Source organism: Microbacterium sp. A93 (assembly GCF_051842835.1).
The window spans coordinates 313,425-337,273 of the sequence record NZ_JBPXMT010000007.1 but is presented as its reverse complement, the minus strand read 5'-3'; the positions used below and the strand labels follow the sequence as shown (position 1 = coordinate 337,273).

Genomic DNA, 23,849 nt, shown 5'->3' with positions numbered 1-23,849 from the left:
CGTGCCCCATTCCAGTTCTCCGTCGCCACGAGTCAGGCGACTGCCCCGTGCGGCGCGCGCGGCCCTCCTCTTCGGCTTCGCACTCCTCAGCGTCGCCGTGCCGTCGGCCAACGCGTCGACCGCCGCGCTCGCCGCTACCACGCCCGCTCCCGCGCCGTCCGCCACGTCCGCTCCCGTGCCGTCCGCCACCACGCCCGCCGTCCCTGCGGCGGATGAGGTCGACCCCGCACCCGGCGGCGCATTCGACCCGCTGTATCCGCAGGTGTTCATCGGGCAGAACTTTCCGACGACCACTCTCCTCGGTGGCCAGCAGGTGCCCGGTGCTCTTGCGCTGAAGAACCTGGGCTCGACGACCGACATCAGCTACAACGCCATCGGCTACAACATCAACGATGGCTTCATCTACGGCATCCGGGCCAATCCGAACGGCACGCAGAACGGCACCAATCACCTCGTCAGGGTCGAAAACAACGGGGTCGCCGTCGACCTCGGCGTCGTCGCGGGCCTTCCCTCGCCGACCCCGAAGCCGACCACCGGTGATCGGGTGAACACGTACACGCAGGGCACGTTCGGCGGCATCACCGGTCCGGACGGCAACAGCCACATCCTGTACGTCCGTGACTTCAACAACACGGACAACTTCGACGACATGTGGGCCGTGAACGTGGAGACGATGACCGCGGAGAAGATCACCTTCGACCCGATTAGCGCCACGATCTCGGGTGTCGCTGACTTCACCTGGGTCGGCGGGCAGCCCTATTTTCCAAGTCGAGGAACGATGTTCGGTGCCTCCGAAACGGCGATCTACGGGATCTCCGAGGTAGACGGCTTTGGCTGGGTCGTCGATTCGTACCACAACCCGATTCCCACGACGAAGGACGGGCGCCAGTTCGGTGCGGCCTGGACGCTCGGCAACGGAAGGATCGGGTTCTCGGACAACCCCACCGGGGATGTCTTCGTGCTGGAGATCAGCCACGACGAGCGAGGCATCGTCTTCGACGTCGCCGCGGCGTTCAGCGGCCCGGTGACGACCAACAACGACGGAACGAGCGTACCCGGCGGCAACGTGGACCTCGGGGTCGTGAAGGAGGGGCCGGAGTTCTACGCGGTCGGTGAGACCCTGAACTACATGATGACGGTCACGAACCACGGGCCGCACGCCTCGAGCGGCAGCATCCTTACGGACACGCCGCCGGAGGGGCTGGGGGAGGTCACCAGCCCGACCCCCGGATGCACCGTTGCGGACGAACGACACCTGACCTGCGTCCTGGGTGCTCTGCCGGTCGGCGCCAGCACCGAGGTGAACATGACCGCGAAGGTCCTCACCGAGATCACCCACTCATTAGGAAGCGTCATCAACAGCGCCCACGTCCTCGGCAATGAAGAAGACCCGAATATGGACAACAACTCCGACAGCACGAGAGCCGCCCCGTACCCCGGCATCCTCGAGCGCACGAAGACCTCCGACCCGGTCTCCGGAACGCACGTGACCCCGGGCCAACTGGTCACTTACGAGCTCACCTTCCACAACGCGGGCCGCTCGCCCGTCGTGGTCGACCAGGTGGACCTACTCGCCGACGTGCTCGATGACGCGGATCTGGAGGACGAGGTCGTCGCCGAGGCGCCCCTCACGGCCACGATGTCCGAATCCGAGATCGCCATCATCGGGACACTCCCGGCGGGTGCGACGGCCACTGTCCGCTATTCGATGCAGGTGAAGTCTCCGCTGCCTGCGACGGCGAGCGGAAAGCTCGGCAACTTCTTGGTGACCAAGGGTGACCCGCCACCGCCCACGTGCGACCCGGTCACTGAGCTCTGCACCGAGCACCCAGTGCAGGCGTCCCTGACCTGGAACAAGGTCAACGACCAGACCCCAGCCGTGAACCTCGCCGGGTCGGAATGGACCCTCACCCCGTACGATCGTGCGTCGACTCCTGCACTCGTGCCGGCGGCATCCATCCACGTGATCGACTGTGTTGCGGAGACGGATGCGGACTGCACCGGCGCCGACACGAACTCGGCCGAGGGCGAGTTCGAAGTGGGCGACCTGCCCATCGGCACCTACCAGCTCGCCGAGACGCGCGCGCCGGCCGGATACCAGCAGATCCAACCCATCGACATCGCGGTGTACGAGAACGTGAGCTTCGGCGACATCGTCAACACTCCGGTGGAGGTGCCGACCCTGCCGTTGACCGGCGGAATGGGCACCACCATGTTCTGGACATTGACCGGCGGCTTCGGAATCGTCGTGCTCGCCGCCTTCATCCTTCAGCAACGTCGACGGACGCGGACCTGATCGGGTGAGCACCGCAGCCGCTGAACTCGAGACCCGTCGGTCCCGCTCGCGCCGCACGCGCCGGCGTGGCCGACGGTGGCGGCCGAGCCTTCTCACCCTCACCATCGCGCTGTTTGCACTCGCCGGCCTCGGCGCCGGGCTCTATCCGATGACCGCGTCCTGGCTGTCGTCGTACAACCAGTCGCAGATCATCCGCGACTACGAGCACTCCGTCGACCGGGTCACGCCGAGCGCCACGGATCAACTGGCGAACGCCCACGCCTACAACGACGCACTGAGCGCCGGAGTCGTGTTCGGTGCGAATGCGAACGTGCCGGTCGGTGAAGGGGCGTCGACGAACGAATCCCTGGAGTACTCCCGGATGCTGACGGCATCGGATTCCGGTCTGATGGGACGGGTGAGGATTCCGCAGATAGACGTCGACCTGCCGATCTACCACGGCACGAGCGATGATGTGCTGTTGAAAGGCGTTGGACACCTGGAGGGCTCGCACCTTCCGGTCGGTGGCGAGGGGGCCCATGCGGTGCTCACGGCGCACCGAGGCCTCGCGAACGCGACCATGTTCACCAATCTCGACGGGGTGGAGGTGGGCGACCAGTTCACCGTCGAGGTGTTCGGGGAGGTGCTCACGTACGAGGTGCGCACGAAAGAGGTTATCGATCCGGCGGATACCGGGACGCTGCGAGCCGAGCCGGGGAGCGATCTGGTCACCCTCATCACCTGCACGCCGCTCGGGATCAATTCGCACCGCATCGTGGTCACAGGGGAGCGAGTGCCGCTCACCCAATCCGACGATGTCGCCGCTGCAGGGCTCGACCCGACCATTCCCGGGTTTCCGTGGTGGGCTGTCTTCCTCGGTGGCGGCTTGCTCGTCGTGAGCGGATACGTCGGGTGGCAGGGGCGTATCGACGCGAGGATCGCCGCGCGGCGGGCGCGCCGGTGACGGTTCAGGTGGGCGGCGTGACGGGACCCTTCTCGTCCGAGCTGCCAGGTCGTTGCAGCAGCCCCATCCGGGTCGCCTGTAGGATCGCTTCTTCGCGGCCGCCGACTTTGAGCTTGCGGTAGACCGTGAGCCGGTGCCGCTTGACCGTCGCCGGAGCGATGGCGAGGGCCACCGCCGCATCCGCCAGCGAAGGGTGGGTGATCATGGATTCCAGCGAGCGCTGCTCCATCTGGGTGAGGCTCTCACGCATTACGCAGCGTGCCAGTTCCGGGACGCTGTTGATGAGCGCCACGACGTCGCAGACCCCGGCGTCGCGGGCTGCCGCGGCGAGTTCGGCGAGGGGCTCAAACGGCACGGATCGCAGCATCATCGACAGCTGGCAGCGTGAGATGAGCTCACCAGCGCTGCGGAGCGTGTCGAATGCCTCCTCGGTGCGGCCGCACGCCCATGCCGCGATGGCCGCAATGAGGAACCTGTCGATCTGCTGCCGCAGGTTCAGGGCAGCGGGTCCGAGCCGTTGGATGAGCAGTAGAGCCTGCACGTTGTTTCCCTGGAAGAGGGCAAACCGCGCTCGTCCGATCTGCACAAAGGGGTTCCTCGCGGGCAGCGCGTCCATGATCTGCTTCGAGGCGGCGAAGTTGCCCGAGGTGGCGTGAAGCATCGCCTGGTAGAGCGCGAGGTATCCGCCCCACACACCCACGCCGTGCCGTTCGCGTTCGATCTGCGCGATCCCGGCGCGCAGCTGCGGAAGTGCCCAGTCCGTTCCGCGCTGGTAACGGACACTCTCGGCCTCAGCCATGATCAGCATCGGCCACTGCTCGATCCGGTCGCACCACGGTAGGGTCCGCTCGATCGCCTGCCGGAGCAGGTCCGGGCGCCGGAACTCGTATGCGTGGTGCGCGCGCACGATCTCTGCATTGACCCACGCCAGCCCCGGAGCCGGGCCATACTCGTCGCGCAGCTGGTCGGAGTGGGCCAGGAGTTCCGCACCGCGCCGGAAATCGCCCTCGTTGGACTCCACGAGCGCGAGTCCACTGAGCGCAGCGTGCTGCCACGGGCCAGGCCTCAGCGTGGCGTGTGGTGCCCCGCCTGAACTGTCTGAGGAAGCACCCTCTGACATCCGTTCCATTAGGATGCTGAGACGCTGCCATACGCGTCGTGCCAGCGCCGAATCCCCACCCATGAAGGCCGTGAACGCGAGTTCCTCAAGGAGCACCGGCTCATTGTTGCCTGATGTACGGAGGTCAGGGTCCTCGAGCCGTCCATGTGAGGTGAGCCGGGCCTCGATGTCCTGCGCGATGGCGAGGGCGGCTGGGGCGTTCCCCTGCATCCGTTCGCCGATCATGACCTGCATCCGATGCCCAATGTGCAGCGGATCTGCAGGATCGGGGTTCAGCTTCAAGCGGCGCTGGGCCCCCGCGTGGGACAGCTGTGAGGTGTGCCAAAAGCGCTTTGGCGCGACAGTCGATGATTCGAACTCAAGGAAGAATCGCGCGGCCGCGAGGGTCGGGTGAGCGAACAGCTCCGCGTCGTTCAAAGGCGACAGCGCGGCGAGGCAGGCGTCGCTGCGATCAGTGATGGCCGTGAAGTTGCTCCAGAGGACGGTCTCCGCCGCGGCGAGGGAAGAAGACCGCAGATAGATGCGGAACGCGTCGAACGGGTTTGACTTCTCCATCTCTTGCGCGGCTCGCAGTACCAATGCCTTTCGCTTGGACGTGCTGAACTCTTGGGCCGCGATGTCGGGAAGCGTGGCGCGCACAGAAGGGTGCACGCGGTAACCCGCGCCATGGGCAAGCCGAACCAGTACACCCAGTTGGAGAAGAGTGTCGATGTGCGATTGGGTTCGCGCGGCGGGCTTTCCGATGAACTCTGCGGCGTGGTCCAAGCTGAAGGATCCGACGAGGGAGGCGCCGAGTAGGGCCACGCGCGCGTGGGGATCCAGCTCGCGGAGAACATCCAAGATGTCGATGGCTACACGCTGAAGCGCCGGGTGAGCGGCGACGGGGGCCGGTGCCGGGATGCTTTCGCCGATGCGTGCCCCGTCACGTCGCGGAGCATTCTCGGTCTCATGAGCGGTGCGGAGGACAGCGGCGACAGCGACGGGCCATCCGTCTGCCTGCGAGAACGCTTCGGTCAGCCCGGCAGACAGTTCCACGCCAGACTGCGCCGCGAGGTCGAGGCTTTCCTCGGCGGTGAATGCGAGTTCGTTCCGGTCGATCACACGAACCCTGTGCATATAGAGGGGGCCGTCGAGCACCCGCACCGATCGCGCGAGGACGCACACGTGAAAATGGGGATTGGACTCGCCCAGTGCGAGTAGCGCGCGATCGTGCTCCGCCGTGGTCATGCCATGGTAGTCGTCGAGCAGGAACAGCGTGGGCTCGGTCAGCGCGCTGATGCGTGCGTGCACCCATTCGCGTGAGTACGCATCGTCGTCCGGGAGCGGGGCGGGTTCGGCGGCCGCGAGGCATCTGCCAAGTGAATGCCAGATCGACTGGCCACGCGCACTCGCGCCGTGGATCGAGTACACGCGAAACTGCTCGAGCAACGGGGATCTGAGCAGTTGCGTGGCCAGCGTGCTCTTTCCTGAACCTGCCGGAGCGTTCAGCACGACGAAGGGTATGAGTTGCCCTGTTGCATCTTCGAATCGTCGTAGCAGGCGCTCTCTGATGATGAGTGAGCCGCTAGGCAGAGCCGAGTTGGTACGCACGTGACACTGCCTTCCCACAATGAAGCCACGTTCCCCGGTCTGTGCCCGGGGAACAAAAACGGCGCTTGCATGATCAAATGTAATCAGCCAAGCTGAACGCCGGCTCTGTCTGCAGCCGTGACTATTTGCGGGTTTGGGGACAGGCGAGCTCAAGCCCGGTACCCGTGGATGAACCGGGTCATGTCGGTCGAGGGCAGTCGCGCTCCTTCGCGAAAACACGCTCGCAGCCTTGAGGATCTCGTTCGCCTTGCGCTCGACTGGGATGTGAATGGGGTCGATTCCCGCGCTCTTCTCGGTAAGTCGGTACCGGCCGGCCCATGTCCAAATATCGCTGTAGAGCACATCCGTGAACAACGTGATGCTGGCCTCGTCGCTGATCGCTTGTTCGGCGTCGAACACATCCGTCCGGGAGGGATCGTCGCCGAGAAGCGCGGGTGCTGCGGGTGTGAGCGCATCGGCCTCGTCAGGGTCGAGCCGGCGGGCACAGCCCGGCGCTCCCACTCAACGTCGTCCATGGACCGACGTGCCTCAGTTTCTTTGAGCGCGTGGGGGTGGCCGGATCCTCGATGGGAAACCCGCCCTGATCCGGATTCGGCTCGTATTAGGGCGCGGACCGCGGCGGCGTCAGTGCTGTGAACAGTGCATCCACCGTCGCCGCCATGTCGACGTCCGGGTCCAGCATCCATTGAATCTGCATTCCGTCCCCTACGGCCTGCAGGATGCGGGAGAGGGTCTGCGCGTCGACGCGGTCGGTGAGATTTCCCGCAGCCTGCTGTTGCGCGAGAGCTGTGACGAACATCTCCCGTAGGGTCGCGCTGCGCTCGATGAAATATTCGTGGGCGGGATGCTGCGGATCCGCCGCGTCAACCGACAGCCTTGAGAAGAGCTCTACGAGACCTGGCACGTCACTGTTGTGGCGGATGACCTTTAGGAAGGCGGCTCGCAAGTCGTCAGGGTCAGCGTTCATCTGCGGGTGAGGATTGAAATGCGCGGAGTCGATCTCGTCGCGCTTGCGCAGAATCTGGGTGAACAGCTCTTCTTTGCTGTCGAAGTAGTGCAGTAGCCCCGCCTGGCTGAGCCCGACTGAATCGGCGATCTCCTTGACCGACGCACCCCGATAACCCTCACGTGCGATGACCTCCAAAGCACGTTCGAGGATCTCTTCGCGCTTCGCTACACCTTTGGCGTAGGAACCTCTTCGAGCCATGACTCCATCGTAAACCAAATGACACTTGCTTTTGAAAACCGAGTGGCATAAAGTTTTCGAAGTTCAAAGACGAGCCTCTACGTACCCAAGGATCAACATGACATTGCCGTCCGACCCCGCAGGCACCATTGTCGAGCCCGCCCAGTCCGCGCCGATGACGGAGAACACCTTCGTCGCGAAGGCGGCCGGAAACGACGATCCGCCGCCGCCCATCAAGGGATTGCCACGGCTGTTCTGGTCGATCATCCCCGCGAACCTCGGCGTGTTTCTGGTCTGGGGCGCCGTCCCCGGCATCCTGCTTCCGCAGCAGATCACGATGCAGTTCGGGGAAGCAGACAAGGTCGCCAATCTAGCCATCGTCGCGACGATCGGTGCGTTCCTCGCCATGCTCGCCCAACCGATCGCCGGCCAGGTCTCCGACCGTACGCGCTCCCGATTCGGGCGCCGTGCGCCGTGGATCGTGATCGGCGCGCTCACGGGTGCTCTGGCGCTCGTCGGTCTCGCCTTTGCGAACACGCTCGTCGGCGTCGCGATCGCGTGGTCGCTCGTCCAGATCTGTTACAACTTCGCACAGGGTCCGCTCAGCGCCGTGATGCCCGATCGGGTGCCGTTGGCGCGACGAGGCACGTTCGCCGCGCTGTCGGGAATCGGCCTCATGGTTGGCGGTCTAGGAGGTTCGATCATCGGTTCGTTCTTCTTCAACAGCATCACTGTCGGTTACATCGTCTTCGCAGTGATCTCTGTCGTAGTGCTGGTGATCTTCGTCCTCGTCAACCCCGACTACTCGAGCACGGCGATCATCCGCGAGCCGTTCAGCTTCTCGGAGTTCCTGCGCACGTTCTGGGTCAGCCCCATTAAACACCCCGACTTTTTCTGGGCGTTCACCGGACGCCTGCTGCTGTACACCGGCTATTTCGCCGTGTTGGGATATCAGCTGTTCTTACTGACCGATTACATCGGCGTCGAGCACCCCGAGACGGTGATCCCGCTGGTCGGCCTGATCAGCCTCGGCGGAATCCTTATCTCCACGATCATCTCAGGGCCGCTGTCCGACCGGATCGGCCGGCGCAAGCCGTTCGTCTTCGGATCATCGCTCCTCGTGGCTGTCGCACTCGTGTTTCCCTGGTTCGCGCCGAATCTGACATCGTGGATGATCATGACCTTCATCTCGGGTCTCGGCTTCGGCATGTTCCAGGCCGTCGACACGGCGCTGATGAGTGAAGTGCTACCTTCGGCGAAGTCGTTCGCCAAGGATCTCGGTGTCGTCAACATCGCAGCGACCTTGCCGCAGACCCTCGCCCCGGCGGTCGCTGGTGCCATCGTTCTGCTCTTCGGGTACGCAGGTCTCTTCCCCGTTGCGATCGTGTTGAGCATCCTCGGTGCCTTCGCCGTCTGGCCGATCAAAGCGACCCGATGATGGATGCTACGCCGCGGCGGTCTGCCACACACTCATTCAGCACTTACGAAACCGGAGCGATCATGACCGATACGACCACCACGACCATCGCTGATCTCACCCTGGAGGAGAAGGCGTCGCTGACCAGCGGCGGAACCTTCTGGATGACCAAGCCTGTCGAGTGGGCCGGTATCCCTGCCATCATGCTCACCGACGGGCCGCACGGCCTCCGGAAACAGGCTGGAGAGAGCGACCACCTCGGTCTGGCCGAGAGTGTTCCGGCGACCTGCTTCCCGCCTGCAGTCGGGCTCGGGTCCTCCTGGGACGCTGAGCTCGCGGAGCGCGTCGGTGCGGCGCTCGGGGTGGAATCCGCGATCGAGAACGTCGCCGTGCTGCTCGGACCGGGAGCGAACATCAAGCGTTCACCGCTGTGTGGTCGCAATTTCGAGTACCTCTCCGAAGACCCGATCGTTTCCGGTGTAGTCGCTGCCGGTCTGGTCCGCGGCATCCAGTCGAAGGGTGTCGGCGCGTCACTTAAGCACTTCGCTGCCAACAACCAGGAGAACGACCGCATGCGCTCTTCGAGTGACGTCGATGAGCGTCCGCTGCGCGAGATCTACCTGCGCGGCTTCCAGCGCGTCGTCGAAGACGCGCAGCCGTGGACGGTCATGTGCGCATACAACCGCATCAACGGTGTATACGCGTCGGAGGATTCGTGGTTGCTCACCCAGGTGCTGCGCGACGAGTGGGGCTTCGAAGGACTCGTCGTCTCGGATTGGGGTGCGGTGAACGAACGCGTACCATCACTCGCCGCAGGTATGGATCTAGAGATGCCTACGTCCGACGGCGCCACCGATGCGCAGCTCGTCGCCGCGGTGAAGAGCGGGCTTCTCGCATCGAGTGCGCTGGATGTCGCGGCCGGTCGAGTACTTGACCTGGTTCGCAAGGCGCAAGCGCGGCCCGAGATCTCCGCACCTCTTGATGTGGACGCCCACCACGCACTTGCGCGGGAAGCTGCCGGTCGCTCGATCGTCTTGCTCAAGAATGACGGCGGCCTGCTGCCGCTTCAGAAGACCTCATCGGTTGCGGTGATCGGCGTCTTCGCCGAGAAGCCGCGATACCAGGGTGCGGGGTCCTCGATGATCAACCCGACACGCGTCGACAACGCACTCGACGAGATCCGTGTACGTGCGGGAGAAGAGCGTACCGCGTACGCGCAGGGGTACACAGTCAGCCCTAAGGACACTGCGGATGCTGCGCAGCTGCGCGCCGAGGCGGTCAAATTGGCCGCGTCCAAGGATGTCGCCGTCGTGTTCCTCGGCCTGCCTGCCGCGGCCGAGTCGGAGGGGTATGACCGTGAGCACATCGATCTGCCTGACGCGCAACTCGAGCTTCTCGACGCCGTGATCGAGGCCAATCAGAACACGATCGTCGTGCTCTCCAACGGGAGCGTTGTCGCGCTTCCGTTCGCCGATCGAGTCCCCGCGATTCTTGAAGGATGGCTACTCGGCCAGGCAGGCGGCAGCGCGACGGCTGATGTGCTCTATGGCACGGTCAATCCCTCAGCGAAACTGACAGAGACGATCCCGCACCGTCTCGAAGACACTGCCGCATTCCTGAACTTCGGCGGGTCGGACGGTCACGTTCGCTACGGTGAGGGGATCTTCGTCGGTTACCGCTGGTTCGACGCCCGCGCCCTCGAGGTTGCGTTCCCGTTCGGGCACGGACTCTCGTACACGAGCTTTGCGTACGGGGATGCTGTGGCCTCCGTCACCGAGGACGGTGATGTAGAGGTGCATCTGACCGTCACCAACATTGGCGATCGCGACGGCCGTGAAGTCGTGCAGGCCTACACGTCGCTGTCGAACAGCAGCGTGCTGCGCCCGGTACGTGAACTCAAGGCGTTCGCGAGCGTCGCGCTCGCCGCGGGAGAGAGCCGTGAAGTGGTCCTCGCGGTTCGACGCGCTGATCTCGCGTACTGGAACGTGCGTGCCCAGCGCTGGGTCGTCGAAGGCGGCGAATATGTAGTCGATGTCGCGGCGTCGAGCCGCGACATCCGTTCGAGTGCCATAGTGCACGTCGATGGTGACGCATTTGCGGTGCCGCTGACGCGCGAGTCGTCCATGGCGGAGGTGCTGGCGCATCCGATCGCTGGGCCCATTGTGCAGAGCGCGATGGCCGGGATGGCAGGGATGCTGGATGGTGCAACCTCGATCATGCCGGAGGGCGTCGACATGATCCGGATGATGGAATCGTTCCCGATCGGCCGCATCGGCATGATGGCCGGCAAGGATTTCTCGGCCGAGAAGATCGACCAGCTGCTGGCAGCCGCCAACGCCGGAACGATGAGCTGACTCCTGGGGGAGCGGTACTCCGCATCGGTGGCTACGGTGCGGCGTACTGCTCGGGGCAACCACTCACCGCGCCTCAAGCTCCGCGGCCACGAACGCAGCCATCGCATCCGCACCGAAGTGGTCGTCGGCGGTGATCGTCACGACGGCATCATCTAAGAAGATGAGCAGCTGGGCGTAGGCGCCATGCAACCTCCATGCCGACCCTGGCCCGCCCCACCCGCTGAGCGCGTAGCGGTCGTATCCGGGGTTGAGGCCCGCGACGATCCAGTCCGTGTGCATCGCATCAATCGATTCTGGCGATACCAGTCGCTGTCCCTCCCACACGCCCCGATCCCGGATGAGGCGCCCGATGCGCGCCAGCTCTTCGGTGCGCAGCGCAATGCCCTCGCCGGCGACGATCCGCCCGTTGGGGCAGCGAACCCATTCGATGTCGTGAATGCTGAGGGGAGCGAACAGGCGCGGGACGAGATACTCGAGCACGTCGCCAACCCTTGTGGCGAGTACGAACATCGCCGCATATGTGCTCGCATTGGAGTACTGGAACACGCGTCCGCGGGATGGTCTGCCGAGGAACTCGAGGGCGAGGTCGGGCCAGTCGGTCATCATGGTCTCCGACCACGGCAGGTCGATGCCGCTCGACATGCTCAGCAGATGACGTAGCGTGACCTCCTCGACCCCGGCACCGAGGTCGGCCCCCAACAGATAGGTCGACACTGGTGCGTCGAGAGAGACGACGCCCTCATCCGCGGCGATGCACGCCGCAAGTACGCAGACGCCTTTCGCTGCCGAATGGATGTCTTCGCGGACGTCCGGCGTCCAGCGGTGCTCCGCGACGTCATCGCCGATGCGCACATGCAGGCCGTGGGCTCCGAATCCTGATGCCGTCACATACTGCACGATGAGGTCACGAATGCGCTGGGCGGTAGTCACCCCTCCAGTCTGCCTGCACCCGGGCCGGCGAACACCGCTCCTGGATTCAGGATTCCCTGCGGATCGAGGGCGTGCTTGATTCTTTCGTTCAGCTCGAGCACGTCGTCGCCGAGGTAGTCGCGCAACCACGGCTGCTTGAGGCGTCCGACGCCGTGCTCGCCGGTGATCGTGCCACCCAGCGAAATGGCGAGATCCATCACCTCGCCGTACGCGAGATGGGCGCGCTCGCGCTGTGAGTCGTCCGCGGGATCAAATACGATCAGCGGATGCGTGTTCCCATCGCCGGCATGGGCCAGGACAGCGATGAGTATGTCGTGTCGTGCGGCGATCTGCTCGATCCCCAGCACCAGGTCGCCGAGTCGGGGGATCGGCACGCCCACATCTTCCAATAGGACGGTGCCCAGTCGCTCGACGGCCGGAATCGCCATACGACGCGCCTGCACGAACGCCTCGCCTTCGTCGGGATCGCCGGTCGCAAAGCACTCCTCTGCGCCGTGTGTCCTGCAGATCGCCTCGATCGTGGCGATTTCAGCTGCCGCAGCATCCGCATGATTGTCGGATTGGATGACGAGCATCGCGGCCGCATCGACATCGAGGCCCATGCGGGTCGCAGCCTCGACGGCGCGGATCGTCGGCCGATCCATGAACTCGAGCATTGATGGACGAGTCGACCGAGTGATCTCGATGACGGCGTCGGTCGCACCTTTGAGCGTCGGAAAACTCGCCACGAGCGTCGTCGGCGGCAGCTGTGCGGGCACGAGTCGCAGGATGACTTCGGTGATGACGCCGAGTGTGCCCTCGCTGCCGACGAACAACTTTGTCAACGACAGTCCTGCGACATCCTTCACCCGCGGACCGCCGAGTCTGACCGCGCGACCGTCGGCGAGCACCACCGTCATCCCGAGAACATAGTCGGTCGTGACGCCGTACTTAACGCAGCACAGCCCGCCGGCGTTCGTGGCGACATTGCCACCGATGGAGCAGAACTCGAACGAAGACGGGTCGGGCGGATACCAGAGGCCGTGAGCGGATGCCGCAGCCTTCACCTCCGCGTTGAACGCGCCCGGCTGCACTGTCGCCATGCGGGTGTCCGCGTCGATGTGGATCTTCCGCATCCGGTTGAGGGAGAGCACGATCGCCCCGTCGACCGCGGTGCTACCGCCGGAAAGTCCGGATCCTGCGCCACGGGGGATCACTGCCGTGCCAGTCTCTGCGGCGAGGCGCACCACAGTCTGCACATCTTCGGTCGTTGTCGCCCGCACCACGGCCAGCGGTGTTCCGGCAGTCGGATCGTTGGCTCGATCCCAGCGATAGGCGTCCATGGATGCGGTGTCGGTGATGACCGTGCCCACGGGCAGGGCGGCGATGAGCCGGCCAGTCAGAGGTGTCGCCATGACGGTCATACACTCTCCCTCGAGTCTTGACATCACAGTAGCCGGTGAGGGCAAGCCACTGCTCAGATGAACATGACGCGCGGTTCAGGGTAGTCGGTGTATTCGCGCCCTAATGGGCTGGTCCACACGAGGGTTCCCTCTGGTTCCTGTCGAACCGTCCAGCGGTAGCGTTCATCGACGTCGGGATGCTTCAACGGGTGATGACTGGTGCAGAAGTCAGCGAGATTGCCGAGCTCGGTCTTCCCGCCGAGAGCCCAGTCTTCGTTGTGATCGATCTGGCATCGCGCCGTCTTCGCCCGGCATCCGGGGAATCGGCAGTGCTGATCACGTGCCCTCAGATATTTCTTCATTCGACTGGATGGGACATAGGTATCGACGCCGGTGACCATGCCTGCCGGGTCGAGGAATAGGCGGGTAAAGCTGGATGCCTGACCGGCGAGGTCGCGGGCCAGGTCAGGGTGAATGGGGCCGACTCCGTCGAGCTGAGCCATCTTGTCGTCCCGCCCGGCGAGGGTATTTGCTGCGACGGTGACCTGTACGACGGGGCGGAGTGCCTCCATAATCGTGCCGATCGTAGCCGTGGGGTCGGCGGTGAGCAGCAGATCGGTGATGAAGTCCGCGCGGCGTTGGTTCATGGTGCGCGTGTCGTCCATCGCGCGAGCTGCGGCGCTTGCGCGATCCATGATCGCGTTGATGAACAGTTCGGAAGTGGTCAGGATCAGCTGCGCCAGCCCGTCCGCCGTGGGTCGGGTCGTCACTTCGCGCTCTTCGAATGCTTCTCGGTGCGCCTCTTCCATACTCACCGGGCGCAGGGCTGCCGCGACGGCGAGGGCATGCACGCGAGTGCGGGCCGCGGTCGTGGTGCACGCGTAGGGGAGCACATCGTGCTCGTACGCGGCGATCAGCGTTGCGCCGCCATCTGCTGCGTCCGATTCGGATTGGGGCGCGGCCTGCACGATCACTTCGGCATGTCGGCGGCTGATTCGCCCCTCTCGCAGCGCCTGCAGCGTTCCGCGGAAATCGCTGGACAGTGCCACCGCCATGCAGAACTGCTGCTCCATTGTGCTGGGGGAGACGTGCCCGGCTGCGGCGAACTCCGCGAACATCGACCGCTGCGCCATCGAGCTGTACGTGATGCCTTCTCCGGCCTCGTGCCGCTGCAGCTCGTTCCGCTCGGCGAGCACTTCGACCCGACGTGCCTCTAACTCGGCGATCTGCCCGCCGAGATCGCCCCACTCGTCGAGCAACGCGGCCCTGCGGTCGTCGGCGACCAGAGGATCCGTTCGAAGCTGCATTGCGATGGGCATACTCTATTGTCGAACAGAAATACGAGAAAATCAAGAGTAAACTCGCCTTTTCTCGTACGTAGATACCCAGCATGTATATCCGAACTCGAGTATCAGCGGTCAGAGGTCTCTGCGAGCGACCGCAGTATGTCGAGCTGTCCTGTGTTCCAGGCGAGTTCGCTGAGCACATGCGTGTACAGGCTCAGAACGGTTCGTGGGCTACGGCCTGTGACGACATCAGCAAGGTCGAGGCCCGCGAGATTCGATCGTGAGTGCTGATGGATCTGTTGGCTGTGCTGTGTGATGGAGGCGATGCTGTCGGCTTTGCGTGTCTTCCACGAGTTTGCTGTGGCAACAGGGAGGCCGAGTTCGGCGCGGGGGCGGCCGGTGATGGCTTCCCCGAACCAGACTCCCTCCACGTAGGCGGTGTGGCGCACGACGCCGAGGAGGGAGGGCCTGTCGGGGGCGGGCATCGCACGTGCTTGCTGTTCGGAAAGACCGTCGAGGCTGCTCAGGATGAGTCGACGGTACTGCTCGATTCGCTTGTCGAAATCCTGCCGCGTAGTGAAGTCGGAGTCGGCGTGGTGCTGATTCATTGACGGTCGTTCCTTTGTGCGATGTGTCTCGTGTCAGCGGTCGATGAAGGCGAGGAACGCTGACCGGCCCGGCGAGGTCATTGTCGAGCTGATCCTGTTCGAGTGTGCGGTAGAGCTCGAACCCGTTACTGAGCTTCTCGGGTGCTTGATTCATAGTTTGATCATTGCGAGGATGTTTGGGGATACGCGAACCATGTCCCATATATGCAAATTACGGAGCGCGGACGATGACGATGGCGGATGAGACGGTGCTCGAGCGGGTTGGCCCTCGGCTACGGGCCTACCGGCAGGCGCTCGGTCTCACGCTGTCGGATCTCGCCGCGCAGACCGGCCTCACGGTCAGCACGATGTCACGTCTTGAGACGTCGCAGATCCGCCCCACGTTGGAGCAGCTGCTGCCGCTTGCGCGGGTATATGGCATCCCTCTGGATGAACTTGTCGCCGCTCCTGCACATGGGGATCCACGTGTTCACCTTCGCCCTGTTCGCAGAGAGGGCTTGACCTTCGTGCCTTTGGGAATCAACAGGGGAGAGCTGCAAGCTTTCAAAGTGATCTACCCGGCCGTCGCCGCATTGCCGCCTGCGAAGTTTCACTCGCACCCCGGACGGGAATGGCTGTACGTCCTCTCCGGAAAGATTCGATTGGTGCTCTCAGAGCAGGCGACGGAACTGTCAGCCGGGGAAGCGGCGGAGTTCGATACCCGTGTCCCCCACTGGATCGGCAACGCGCTCGACGACATCCCCGCCGAAATCATCGCGATCTACGGTAGGCAGGGCGGCCGGCTGCATCTCGCAGACGTCTGAGACCGAGTCTCTGCGCGGCACCGCTACGGCCGCGCAACCACAATCCCCGCAGCCGTCGCGGGAGAGTCCATCGCCATGAGTGCGTCAGCAGCGCCCTGCAGATCGGTGAGGTCGCCGATCAGTGTGTCTGGCTTCAGTCGTCCGTCTTCGATCATCGACATCATCGCCGGGTAGTCTGATGCCGGCATCCCATGTGAACCCGTAACCGACAATTCCCAGGCGATCACCCGGTCCCACGGGAGCGCGGCATTCGCGGCAGCTCCGAGCATGAGCCCGACCTGCACGTGTCGTCCGCGCCGACGGAGACTCCGGACAGCCGCACTGGCCGTCGCTGGAGAGCCCAGCGCATCGATCGTCACGTGCGCGCCGCCGCCGCTCGCCCGCACGACCGCATCGACCACATCGACGGGACCAGCGGACTGCACTACCTCGGCCGCTCCGAGCTCGCGCGCTCGAAGCAGCGCGGCATCCGACACATCAATCGCCGTGACGCGGGCGCCGAGTGCGACGGCGATCGTGATCGCCGACAGGCCCACGCCGCCGCATCCGAACACGGCGACCTCATCGCCGGGGCCGACTTGCGCGTGAACGGTCACGGCCCGGAATGCTGTGGCAAACCGGCATCCCAACGCGGCAGCTGTTGTGAAATCGAGCGACGCTGGTAGCGCCACGAGATTGACATCGGCGGCGTGCACGACGACGTATTCGGCGAATGAGCCCGCGTGCGTGAAGCCGGGCTGCGTCTGGTTCGGGCATACGTGTGCGTCGCCGCGGCGACACGTGTCGCAGTCGCCGCAGCCATTGACGAACGGCGCAGTGACGCGGTCTCCGACGTGCCAGTTCTGCACAGTGTCGCCGACCTCGGAGATGGTGCCGGCGAACTCGTGACCGGGGATGTGGGGCAACGCGACAGGGTCGTGCCCCCGCCATGCGTGCCAGTCGGAACGGCATACTCCCGTCGCGCCGACCCGGATTATCACACCGTTCGGCGGGCACTCGGGGGTAGAGACTTCGAGGACGCGTGGCGTCGCACCGATCGCGTCGAACATGACTGCCTGCATTCGTCCAGTATTGGGGACGGATTGCTCCCTGACAGAACTTCGCAACTGGAGTAGGGTCTGCGGCATGACAACTGCATCGACGCAGACTCAAAAACGCGAGGCTTTCGGCTCTCGGAACGTGTTCATCCTCTCGGCCATCGGCTCTGCCGTCGGGCTCGGGAACATCTGGCGCTTTCCGTACGTCGCATATGAGGGTGGTGGCGGGGCGTTCCTCATCCCGTACCTGTGTGCGCTGCTGACCGCCGGCATCCCGCTGCTGTTCTTCGACTACGCGATCGGCCATCGCTTTCGCGGGTCGGCGCCGCTCGCCTTCCGGCGCATGCACCGCGCTGCTGAGCCGCTGGGATGGTGGCAGGTCCTGATCTGCGTGGTCATCGCGGTCTACTACGCCGTCATCGTCGCCTGGGCCGCGATGTACACCTGGTTCTCGGCGCAGCTCACCTGGGGGCCGGGAAACGAGAGCGACTTCTTCTTCACGGACTTCCTGCAGATGGCGGATGTCACCGAGGTCGGCGTCTCCACCGACTTCGTCCCTCAGGTCGGTATCCCGCTGATCGTCGTCTGGCTGGTCGTCATCGTGATCATGGCGCTCGGCGTCAAGCGCGGCATCGGGCGGGCGAACATGGTGCTCATGCCGCTGCTCACGGTGATGTTCGCCATCCTCGTCGTGCAGTCGCTGTTCCTGCCCGGTGCGATCGACGGGCTCAACGCCTTCTTCACCCCGAACTGGGAGGCGCTCGCCGATCCGGGTGTCTGGGCCTCGGCATACGGACACATCTTCTTCTCGCTGTCGGTCGCGTTCGGCATCATGGTCACCTACTCCTCATACCTCAAGCGCAAGACCGACCTGACCGGCTCCGGCCTCGTCGTCGCATTCGCCAACTCTGGGTTCGAGATCCTCGCCGGCATCGGGGTGTTCGCCGCTCTCGGCTTCATGGCTCAGGCGCAAGGAACAGATGTGGCGGGTGTCGCGACATCCGGCATCGGGCTCGCGTTCATCGCATTCCCGACGATCGTCTCGCAAGCGGCTGGTGGTTCGATCATCGGAGTGCTGTTCTTCGGAGCACTGGTCTTCGCCGGCATCACCTCGCTCATCTCCATCCTCGAAGTGATCGTTGCCGCGCTTCAAGACAAGCTCGGCTGGGGACGTGTTCGCACCACCCTCACCGTGTCGATTCCGCTCGCGGTCATATCGATGGCTCTGTTCTCAACGACGACGGCGTTGGCGGTGCTCGACACGGCGGATGCCTTCGTCAACGCCTTCGGCATCATGGCCGTCGCTCTCGTGGCCATCATCGTGGTGGCCTGGATGCTGCACAAACTGCCGGCGTTGCAAGAGCACCTGAACCGTCGCTCCAGCTTCCGCGTCGGACGTATCTGGCGTCTGCTGATCGGCATCCTCGGCCCGGTCGTGCTGGGTTACCTGTTCATCAGTGAACTGATCACGAAGATTTCGGACCCGTACGGCGGCTACCCGGTCTGGTTCCTCTCGATCTTCGGTTGGGGGATGGTGATCGCGCTGGTCATCCTCGCCGTTCTGCTTTCGCTCGTGCCGTGGCGCGCACGCTCGCATGCGAAGGATGACCCGGACTACGACGAATTCCTGGGCGAGGAGCGCTACGACCCTGACCCGGAAACAGACACGATCCGCATAGCGACGCCGACGTCGCAGGAGAAGGGAACGGGCGCATGACCACCGCAGCAATCATCTTCATGATCGTCGCGATGATCACGGTTTGGGGCGGGCTGATCGCCGCGATCGTGAACCTTGCGCGTCACCCCGAGGTGGCAGAGACGGAACCCGCGCCGCCGGTCGAGCTCTGACGCAGGAAGGGCTTCCGCTCGCGGCATCCACGGCGCACACTGGTCTCGTCACTCAACGTGACTCACCGAGCAGCGAGGAGCAGTCATGGCGTACAAGGTCGGATACTTCGTCGGAAGCCTGTCGTCCACATCGATCAACCGCGTGCTGTCGAAGGCGTTGATCAGCGTGGCTCCGGACGATCTTGAGTTCACCGAGATTTCGATCGGTGAACTGCCCCTTTACAGTCCCGACCATGATGCGGACTACCCGGCCGAGGCCCGCGCTCTGAAGGCTGCGATCGCGGCGAGCGACGCGGTGCTGTTCGTCACTCCCGAGTACAACCGGTCCATCCCCGGTGCACTGAAGAATGCGATCGACTGGGCATCACGTCCGTGGGGTCAGAACTCCTTCGATCACGTCCCCACTGCGGTGATCGGAGCATCCATCGGCGTCATCGGCACCGCCGTGGCGCAGCAGAGCCTGCGTGCCGTGCTCGCGTTCTGCAACGCCAGGCAGATGACTGCTCCCGAGGCGTACATTCACTTCACCCACGAAGTGTTCCACGACGATGGAACGATCACGAATTCATCGACGGAAGAGTTCTTGCGCGCGTACATGGCGGAGTACCGCGAGCACATCCAGCGTGTTCTGACGGTGCTGCCGCGACAGTAGGCGCGATGGTTGCTCCCACCCGAGTTGCGTTGCGGAAGCTCGCGGCTAGGGCGAGTTCTCGTGGTGACCGTAGTCGGGCCGCACCGCCTGCGGGCGCTGGCTGGCGCCCTCGCCGCCTTGTCGTCCGCCGAATGGGCGTCCGTGATCGGCGAACTCGTCGCGCCCGAAGACGAGCAGCCATGGCCCGGCAGTGAAACAGGATCCGGTCCGAAGCACCTCCGAACGCTCGCCTGATTCGGTTTCCGCGTCGTGATGGTCGGAGCTCATCTCGCCCTCGCCGTGCAACGTGAGGACGTACTCGTCGCCGTCGTCGTGAACGATCGTCGCGTGTATCGGATCGGTTTCTGTCAGGAGAAGCTCGTTGCCGGTGGCGGCACCGATGTGCACGACGTCCGTTGTGATGTGGAACACGAAACGGTCATCGCCGCGCGTGATGCGCAGATGCGGATCTCCAGCGCCCCACGTCGCGTGCGTCGTGGTCGGTTGATATCCCTGAGGGTCAGTCATCTTCATCAGCCCTTCCATCCGGACCTACAAAAAAATCTACGCGCTCTGAAGGCGGAAGCCAAGGGGTTGACCGCGCACGATAGTTGTGCGTTGAGTCGAGGAGTCAGCGGCAGCGACAGCGACGTGACGCAGGGTCATTCTGGTGGGCCTTGAGCCCGAGACGCGCCATGATGGACAGATGGCACTGAGCAACTGGGCAGGCAACGTCGTCTTCACACCAGCGGACGTTCTGCGTCCCGTGGACATCCCCGAGGCGCAGCAGCTGATCGCGACCGCGTCGAAGATCAGACCGCTCGGTACTCGCCACTCCTTCAACGACATCGCGGATGCCGCGCAGCTCATCTCGTTGAGCGACATCTCATCGCCGTTCGTACTGGATGAGACCGCGCGCACGGTCACGGTTCCTGGTGCTGCTGCCTACGGCGGGGTCGCAGCCTTCTTGCAGGAGCACGGCTGGGCGTTGCACAATCTCGGCTCGCTGCCGCACATCTCAGTCGCCGGAGCCACAGCCACCGCGACGCACGGCTCCGGCGATGCAAATGGAGTGCTCTCCACCGCCGTGCGTGGCATCGAACGCATCGGCGCCGACGGCGAACTGAGCTGGGTGCGCGCGGGAGATCCTGACTTCGACGGCAGCGTCGTCGCGCTCGGTGCACTGGGCGTCATCACCCGCATGACTCTCGCGATCGAGCCCACCTACGACATCACCCAGCAGGTCTACACCGGTGTCGCCTGGGAGACGTTCCTCAACGAATTCGACGAGATCATGAGTGGCGCGTACAGCGTCAGCGGCTTGGGTCGATGGAGCAGCCCGACCCTGTCGACACTGTGGTTCAAGAACCGTGGCGACGGGGTGGAAGCTGCGGCACAGCGCTTTGGCGGCGACCGCGTTACGGCTGATGTCCACGCAGTCATCGAGGGCGATGCGCCCGATGACAACATGACTCCGCTCGGTACCAGCGGGGCATGGTCGAGCAGACTCGCCCACTTCCGTTTCGACCGCGCACCCAGCGCCGGCGGCAACGAGATCCAGTCTGAGTTCTTCGTGCCGCGGGCACACGCGGTCGACGCGTTGCGCGCCATCCGGCCGCTCGGGGACCGAATCGATCCGCTGCTGCATGTCAGCGAGTTCCGTAGTTTCGCGGGCGATGATCTCTGGCTCAGTGGGGGAGAAGGCGGTCCTCGGGTCGCCATCCACTTCACATGGCACCAGCGCCCGGCTGAGGTCGCCGCACTCCTGCCAGACATCGAAGCCGCGCTGGCGCCGTTCACACCCCGCGCGCACTGGGGCAAGGTTTACAGTCGCGGCTTCGATCAAGCGGCGGGGTTCCGCCGGCTCCCGGACTTCACGGCGCTCGCGGCACGCGTCGACCCCGAGGGAAAATTCCGCAACGCGCATCTTGACCGGGTGTTCGCGGCCAGGTGAACCCGAGAGCCAGGTAGATGTCGTCTTCAGTCGAGCTCGCGTAGGCGCGCGCGCTGCAGTTTCCCTGTTGTCGTGCTGGGTAGCTGGTCAACGAATCTGATCTGGCGCGGGTATTTGTAGGCCGACATCCGCTCGCGCGTCCATGTGATGAGTTCCTCCTCGGAGAGCTCCGTGCCCTGGCTCAGCACGACGTAGGCTCGGATGCTTTCTCCGCGCTTCGCATCTGCATATCCGACTACCGCGGCTTCGCGCACTGCCTCATGGCGGACCATCATGCCTTCGACTTCTTCGGGGTAGACCGAATAGCCGTTGGATTTGATCATGTCTTTGCTGCGACTCTCGAACAGCAGGTACCCGTCCGCATCGATGCGTCCGATATCGCCCGTGCGGTACCACCCGTCGAACATGGCCTCGGCCGTAGCCTCGGGAAGATTGCGGTAGCCGACGAAAACGCTCGGTGACTTCACCAGAATCTCACCGGCCTGGCCCTGCGGCATTGTGCGCGCCGGATCGTTCGGGTCGGCGATGCGGATCTCGGTGTCGAAGACGGGCTTCCCGTGGCATCCGTAGCGGATTGCTTCTGGCGGCATCTGCGTGTTGCCGGTGTGCGTCTCGCTCATTCCGTAGGCCCACTCGAACATCGGTGCTCCGCTGTACTTCTCCCACTGATCAGACAGCTCTTCAGTGATCTGCGCGCCAAAGCTCGTGCCGGGCGAGAGCCTGATGGCGGAAAGGTCGACCCGCGAGATGAGATCGCTTTCGAGCATGGCGGTCACCATCGGAGGCGTCGTATAGGTCACGGTGACGCGATGCTCCTCGAGGTCGCGCAGCAAAATGTCCGGATCAAACCGCGCCTCGATAACCGTGGCTGCTCCCACCATGAGCGGGCTGTTCATGCCCACCGTCATTCCGGCAATATGGAAGATGGGCATTGCCGCAGAGAAGACGTCCTCGTGAGTGAACCCATACGTCTGCACGGTCGCCGCGGTCTTGAACTCGGCATTACGGAACGACAGCATCGCTCCTTTGGGTTTTCCGGTGGTCCCGGATGTGTAGATGATGAGCGCGACATCGTTCTGCATGTCGATCTCTGCACCGGAGACCACATCTGCACGACGTGTGACGATTTCACCGAACCGCGCGGTCTCGAGCACCCCCGCGTCGTGCACTGGCTCGACCGTGTCGCGGACGGGCAACCGGTCGGGTGCTGCGGTCGCCTCGGACCACCGCGTCAGCACGACCGTCTCGACCGAGGTGCCAGTGGTGGCGCGGAACACGGGGAGGAGATCGTCGAAGGTGAGCAGCACTTTCGCGCCGAGATCCCTGAGCTGGTACTCGAGCTCCCATTCCTTGAACATCGGGTTGCATGGACCGGTTGTCCCGCCGAGGCGCTGGATGGCAAGACTCGAGATCACGAATTGCGGGGAGTTCTGCATGAAGACCGCCACGGTGTCACCGCGGGATACCCCGCGTCCCGCAAGATACGTGGAGAGCTGTTCGACCTGATGCTGAAGCTCACCATAGGTGTAGGTCGTTTCGGCAAAGTGGATCGCAGGGCGTGTGGGGTGCGTACGCGCATGCGCTTCCACGTAGGCGTGCAGCGGAAGATCCCGTACCTGTGTCTCGCGAATCGGCACCGCGTTCATCGCTACTTCCCTTCGTACTGCGCGTCGCGCCGGTGTGTGAATGCGAGCTTGCCCTCGACGAAGTCATTCGTCAGTACGCTACCCACCGTCGCGCCCACCTGCATGGTGAGGGCGTCCGGCACTCCGAGCGATTCGGAGGCATGCAATGCCGATTTCATGAGTCCGATTGCACGGGTCGCAGAGGTCGCGAGCTGATTGACCATGGTGCGCGCCAAATCGTCGATGTCCTGGTCTTCCGAGCTGAGCGCGGCGACGATGCCCAACGTATGAGCCTCCTCAGCGGTGATCATATCGCCGAGGAAGAGCAAGCGGTGCGCGAGGTGGCGGGGCGCGCGTTTGGGCAGCAGGCTCGTGCCTGCGGCAATTCCTCGGAGTACGAACGGCAGCCCAAACTTCGCGGTGGGCTCCGCCACGATGATGTCGGCGGCGAGCGCAATCTCGAAGCCCGCCCCCAGTGCATATTTGCGTACGGCCACCACGATGGGCTTCTGGATTTTGAGCATGCGCCTCACGATGCTCGGGTAACCATCCGCGTATTTGTCGTGGAGGTTACTGGGCTCCGGGTGCTCTGGTGTTCCCATGTCGATGAGGTCATCGCCCGCACAGAACGCTCGTCCCTCACCACGGATCAGGATCGCACGCACGCGTTCGTCGATCGCGGCCTCATCCAGCGCGGCATTAATCGCAGCGATCATGCTGTTCTCCAGCGCGTTGAGTGCGTCGGGCCGGTTCAGGCTGATCGTGCACACCCCACCCACTGTTTCGACAAGTACGCGTTCAGGCATGGTCTTCTTTCTGCTTGGTCACGCTCGTTCGCT

The 23,849-nt window shown here is 64.1% G+C and carries 19 protein-coding genes; 9 read left to right on the top strand and 10 right to left on the bottom strand.

What is annotated here, in order from left to right:
* Position 1: 1 nt before the first annotated feature.
* Both ACSU1G_RS19150 and ACSU1G_RS19145 read left to right on the top strand, forming a co-directional pair.
* Complete coding sequence (locus ACSU1G_RS19150) at positions 2-2,296, top strand: DUF6923 family protein (protein ID WP_439281570.1); 2,295 nt, start codon at positions 2-4, stop codon at positions 2,294-2,296.
* A gap of 4 nt (positions 2,297-2,300) precedes the next feature.
* On the top strand, positions 2,301-3,239 hold the full coding sequence (locus tag ACSU1G_RS19145; RefSeq protein ID WP_439281569.1) for a class C sortase: 939 nt from the start codon (positions 2,301-2,303) through the stop codon (positions 3,237-3,239).
* A 4-nt stretch (positions 3,240-3,243) separates the two neighbouring features.
* Here the strand turns inward: ACSU1G_RS19145 and ACSU1G_RS19140 are convergent, their stop codons facing one another.
* Both ACSU1G_RS19140 and ACSU1G_RS19135 read right to left on the bottom strand, forming a co-directional pair.
* A complete protein-coding gene (locus ACSU1G_RS19140; RefSeq protein ID WP_439281568.1) occupies positions 3,244-5,850 on the bottom strand; it encodes a LuxR C-terminal-related transcriptional regulator in 2,607 nt (868 codons plus the stop codon).
* A gap of 700 nt (positions 5,851-6,550) precedes the next feature.
* On the bottom strand, positions 6,551-7,156 hold the full coding sequence (locus ACSU1G_RS19135) for a TetR/AcrR family transcriptional regulator (protein ID WP_439281567.1): 606 nt from the start codon (positions 7,154-7,156) through the stop codon (positions 6,551-6,553).
* Between the two features lie 97 nt (positions 7,157-7,253).
* On the opposite strand from ACSU1G_RS19135, the gene ACSU1G_RS19130 reads away from it, so the two are divergent.
* Both ACSU1G_RS19130 and ACSU1G_RS19125 read left to right on the top strand, forming a co-directional pair.
* A complete protein-coding gene (locus tag ACSU1G_RS19130; RefSeq protein ID WP_439281566.1) occupies positions 7,254-8,573 on the top strand; it encodes an MFS transporter in 1,320 nt (439 codons plus the stop codon).
* Positions 8,573-10,906, top strand: a complete 2,334-nt coding sequence (locus ACSU1G_RS19125) for a glycoside hydrolase family 3 C-terminal domain-containing protein (RefSeq protein ID WP_439281645.1) — start codon at positions 8,573-8,575, stop codon at positions 10,904-10,906. Before ACSU1G_RS19130 ends, ACSU1G_RS19125 begins: the two co-directional genes overlap by 1 nt.
* Positions 10,907-10,969: 63 nt before the next feature.
* Here the strand turns inward: ACSU1G_RS19125 and ACSU1G_RS19120 are convergent, their stop codons facing one another.
* The 4 genes from ACSU1G_RS19120 to ACSU1G_RS19105 form a co-directional block, all read right to left on the bottom strand.
* A complete protein-coding gene (locus ACSU1G_RS19120; protein WP_439281565.1) occupies positions 10,970-11,836 on the bottom strand; it encodes a serine hydrolase domain-containing protein in 867 nt (288 codons plus the stop codon).
* On the bottom strand, positions 11,833-13,239 hold the full coding sequence (locus tag ACSU1G_RS19115; protein ID WP_439281564.1) for an FAD-binding oxidoreductase: 1,407 nt from the start codon (positions 13,237-13,239) through the stop codon (positions 11,833-11,835). The genes ACSU1G_RS19120 and ACSU1G_RS19115 overlap by 4 nt, the downstream gene beginning before the upstream one ends.
* A 53-nt stretch (positions 13,240-13,292) precedes the next feature.
* The gene (locus ACSU1G_RS19110) at positions 13,293-14,525 is read right to left on the bottom strand and encodes a DUF222 domain-containing protein (protein ID WP_439281563.1); all 1,233 of its coding nucleotides are present in this window, start codon (positions 14,523-14,525) and stop codon (positions 13,293-13,295) included.
* Between the two features lie 104 nt (positions 14,526-14,629).
* A complete protein-coding gene (locus ACSU1G_RS19105; RefSeq protein ID WP_439281562.1) occupies positions 14,630-15,112 on the bottom strand; it encodes a mycothiol transferase in 483 nt (160 codons plus the stop codon).
* Between the two features lie 227 nt (positions 15,113-15,339).
* Here ACSU1G_RS19105 and ACSU1G_RS19100 point away from each other — a divergent pair, with 227 nt between their 5' ends.
* The gene (locus ACSU1G_RS19100) at positions 15,340-15,915 is read left to right on the top strand and encodes a helix-turn-helix domain-containing protein (protein ID WP_439281561.1); all 576 of its coding nucleotides are present in this window, start codon (positions 15,340-15,342) and stop codon (positions 15,913-15,915) included.
* 23 nt (positions 15,916-15,938) lie between these two features.
* On the opposite strand, the gene ACSU1G_RS19095 is transcribed toward ACSU1G_RS19100, so the two are convergent.
* Positions 15,939-16,976, bottom strand: a complete 1,038-nt coding sequence (locus tag ACSU1G_RS19095; RefSeq protein WP_439281560.1) for a zinc-dependent alcohol dehydrogenase family protein — start codon at positions 16,974-16,976, stop codon at positions 15,939-15,941.
* A gap of 64 nt (positions 16,977-17,040) precedes the next feature.
* Here ACSU1G_RS19095 and ACSU1G_RS19090 point away from each other — a divergent pair, with 64 nt between their 5' ends.
* The 3 genes from ACSU1G_RS19090 to ACSU1G_RS19080 all read left to right on the top strand — a co-directional run bounded on the left by ACSU1G_RS19090 (position 17,041) and on the right by ACSU1G_RS19080 (position 19,452).
* A complete protein-coding gene (locus ACSU1G_RS19090; RefSeq protein ID WP_439281559.1) occupies positions 17,041-18,669 on the top strand; it encodes a sodium-dependent transporter in 1,629 nt (542 codons plus the stop codon).
* On the top strand, positions 18,666-18,800 hold the full coding sequence (locus ACSU1G_RS19085; RefSeq protein ID WP_439281558.1) for a methionine/alanine import family NSS transporter small subunit: 135 nt from the start codon (positions 18,666-18,668) through the stop codon (positions 18,798-18,800). Before ACSU1G_RS19090 ends, ACSU1G_RS19085 begins: the two co-directional genes overlap by 4 nt.
* 85 nt (positions 18,801-18,885) lie before the next feature.
* Positions 18,886-19,452, top strand: coding sequence for an NADPH-dependent FMN reductase (locus ACSU1G_RS19080; RefSeq protein ID WP_439281557.1), 567 nt, complete (start codon positions 18,886-18,888; stop codon positions 19,450-19,452).
* Between the two features lie 45 nt (positions 19,453-19,497).
* Here the strand turns inward: ACSU1G_RS19080 and ACSU1G_RS19075 are convergent, their stop codons facing one another.
* Complete coding sequence (locus tag ACSU1G_RS19075; protein WP_439281556.1) at positions 19,498-19,965, bottom strand: hypothetical protein; 468 nt, start codon at positions 19,963-19,965, stop codon at positions 19,498-19,500.
* 172 nt (positions 19,966-20,137) lie between these two features.
* On the opposite strand from ACSU1G_RS19075, the gene ACSU1G_RS19070 reads away from it, so the two are divergent.
* Positions 20,138-21,385, top strand: coding sequence for an FAD-binding protein (locus ACSU1G_RS19070; protein ID WP_439281555.1), 1,248 nt, complete (start codon positions 20,138-20,140; stop codon positions 21,383-21,385).
* Between the two features lie 26 nt (positions 21,386-21,411).
* On the opposite strand, the gene ACSU1G_RS19065 is transcribed toward ACSU1G_RS19070, so the two are convergent.
* Both ACSU1G_RS19065 and ACSU1G_RS19060 read right to left on the bottom strand, forming a co-directional pair.
* Positions 21,412-23,031 (bottom strand): class I adenylate-forming enzyme family protein, encoded by a 1,620-nt coding sequence (locus ACSU1G_RS19065; protein ID WP_439281554.1) that lies wholly within the window; start codon positions 23,029-23,031, stop codon positions 21,412-21,414.
* A 2-nt stretch (positions 23,032-23,033) separates the two neighbouring features.
* Entirely contained in the window at positions 23,034-23,780 is a 747-nt protein-coding gene (locus tag ACSU1G_RS19060) for an enoyl-CoA hydratase/isomerase family protein (protein WP_439281553.1), read from the bottom strand.
* Between the last annotated feature and the right edge of the window lie 69 nt (positions 23,781-23,849).

What these genes read in the sequence shown, in the direction of transcription:
- ACSU1G_RS19135 (WP_439281567.1), bottom strand. Translation starts at nt 7,156, where the DNA reads ATGGCTCGAAGAGGTTCCTACGCCAAAGGTGTAGCGAAGCGCGAAGAG.
- ACSU1G_RS19130 (WP_439281566.1), top strand. Translation starts at nt 7,254, where the DNA reads ATGACATTGCCGTCCGACCCCGCAGGCACCATTGTCGAGCCCGCCCAG.
- ACSU1G_RS19125 (WP_439281645.1), top strand. Translation starts at nt 8,573, where the DNA reads ATGGATGCTACGCCGCGGCGGTCTGCCACACACTCATTCAGCACTTAC.
- ACSU1G_RS19115 (WP_439281564.1), bottom strand. Translation starts at nt 13,239, where the DNA reads ATGACCGTCATGGCGACACCTCTGACTGGCCGGCTCATCGCCGCCCTG.
- ACSU1G_RS19110 (WP_439281563.1), bottom strand. Translation starts at nt 14,525, where the DNA reads ATGCAGCTTCGAACGGATCCTCTGGTCGCCGACGACCGCAGGGCCGCG.
- ACSU1G_RS19105 (WP_439281562.1), bottom strand. Translation starts at nt 15,112, where the DNA reads ATGAATCAGCACCACGCCGACTCCGACTTCACTACGCGGCAGGATTTC.
- ACSU1G_RS19100 (WP_439281561.1), top strand. Translation starts at nt 15,340, where the DNA reads ATGACGATGGCGGATGAGACGGTGCTCGAGCGGGTTGGCCCTCGGCTA.
- ACSU1G_RS19095 (WP_439281560.1), bottom strand. Translation starts at nt 16,976, where the DNA reads ATGCAGGCAGTCATGTTCGACGCGATCGGTGCGACGCCACGCGTCCTC.
- ACSU1G_RS19090 (WP_439281559.1), top strand. Translation starts at nt 17,041, where the DNA reads ATGACAACTGCATCGACGCAGACTCAAAAACGCGAGGCTTTCGGCTCT.
- ACSU1G_RS19085 (WP_439281558.1), top strand. Translation starts at nt 18,666, where the DNA reads ATGACCACCGCAGCAATCATCTTCATGATCGTCGCGATGATCACGGTT.
- ACSU1G_RS19080 (WP_439281557.1), top strand. Translation starts at nt 18,886, where the DNA reads ATGGCGTACAAGGTCGGATACTTCGTCGGAAGCCTGTCGTCCACATCG.
- ACSU1G_RS19075 (WP_439281556.1), bottom strand. Translation starts at nt 19,965, where the DNA reads ATGAAGATGACTGACCCTCAGGGATATCAACCGACCACGACGCACGCG.
- ACSU1G_RS19070 (WP_439281555.1), top strand. Translation starts at nt 20,138, where the DNA reads ATGGCACTGAGCAACTGGGCAGGCAACGTCGTCTTCACACCAGCGGAC.
- ACSU1G_RS19065 (WP_439281554.1), bottom strand. Translation starts at nt 23,031, where the DNA reads ATGAACGCGGTGCCGATTCGCGAGACACAGGTACGGGATCTTCCGCTG.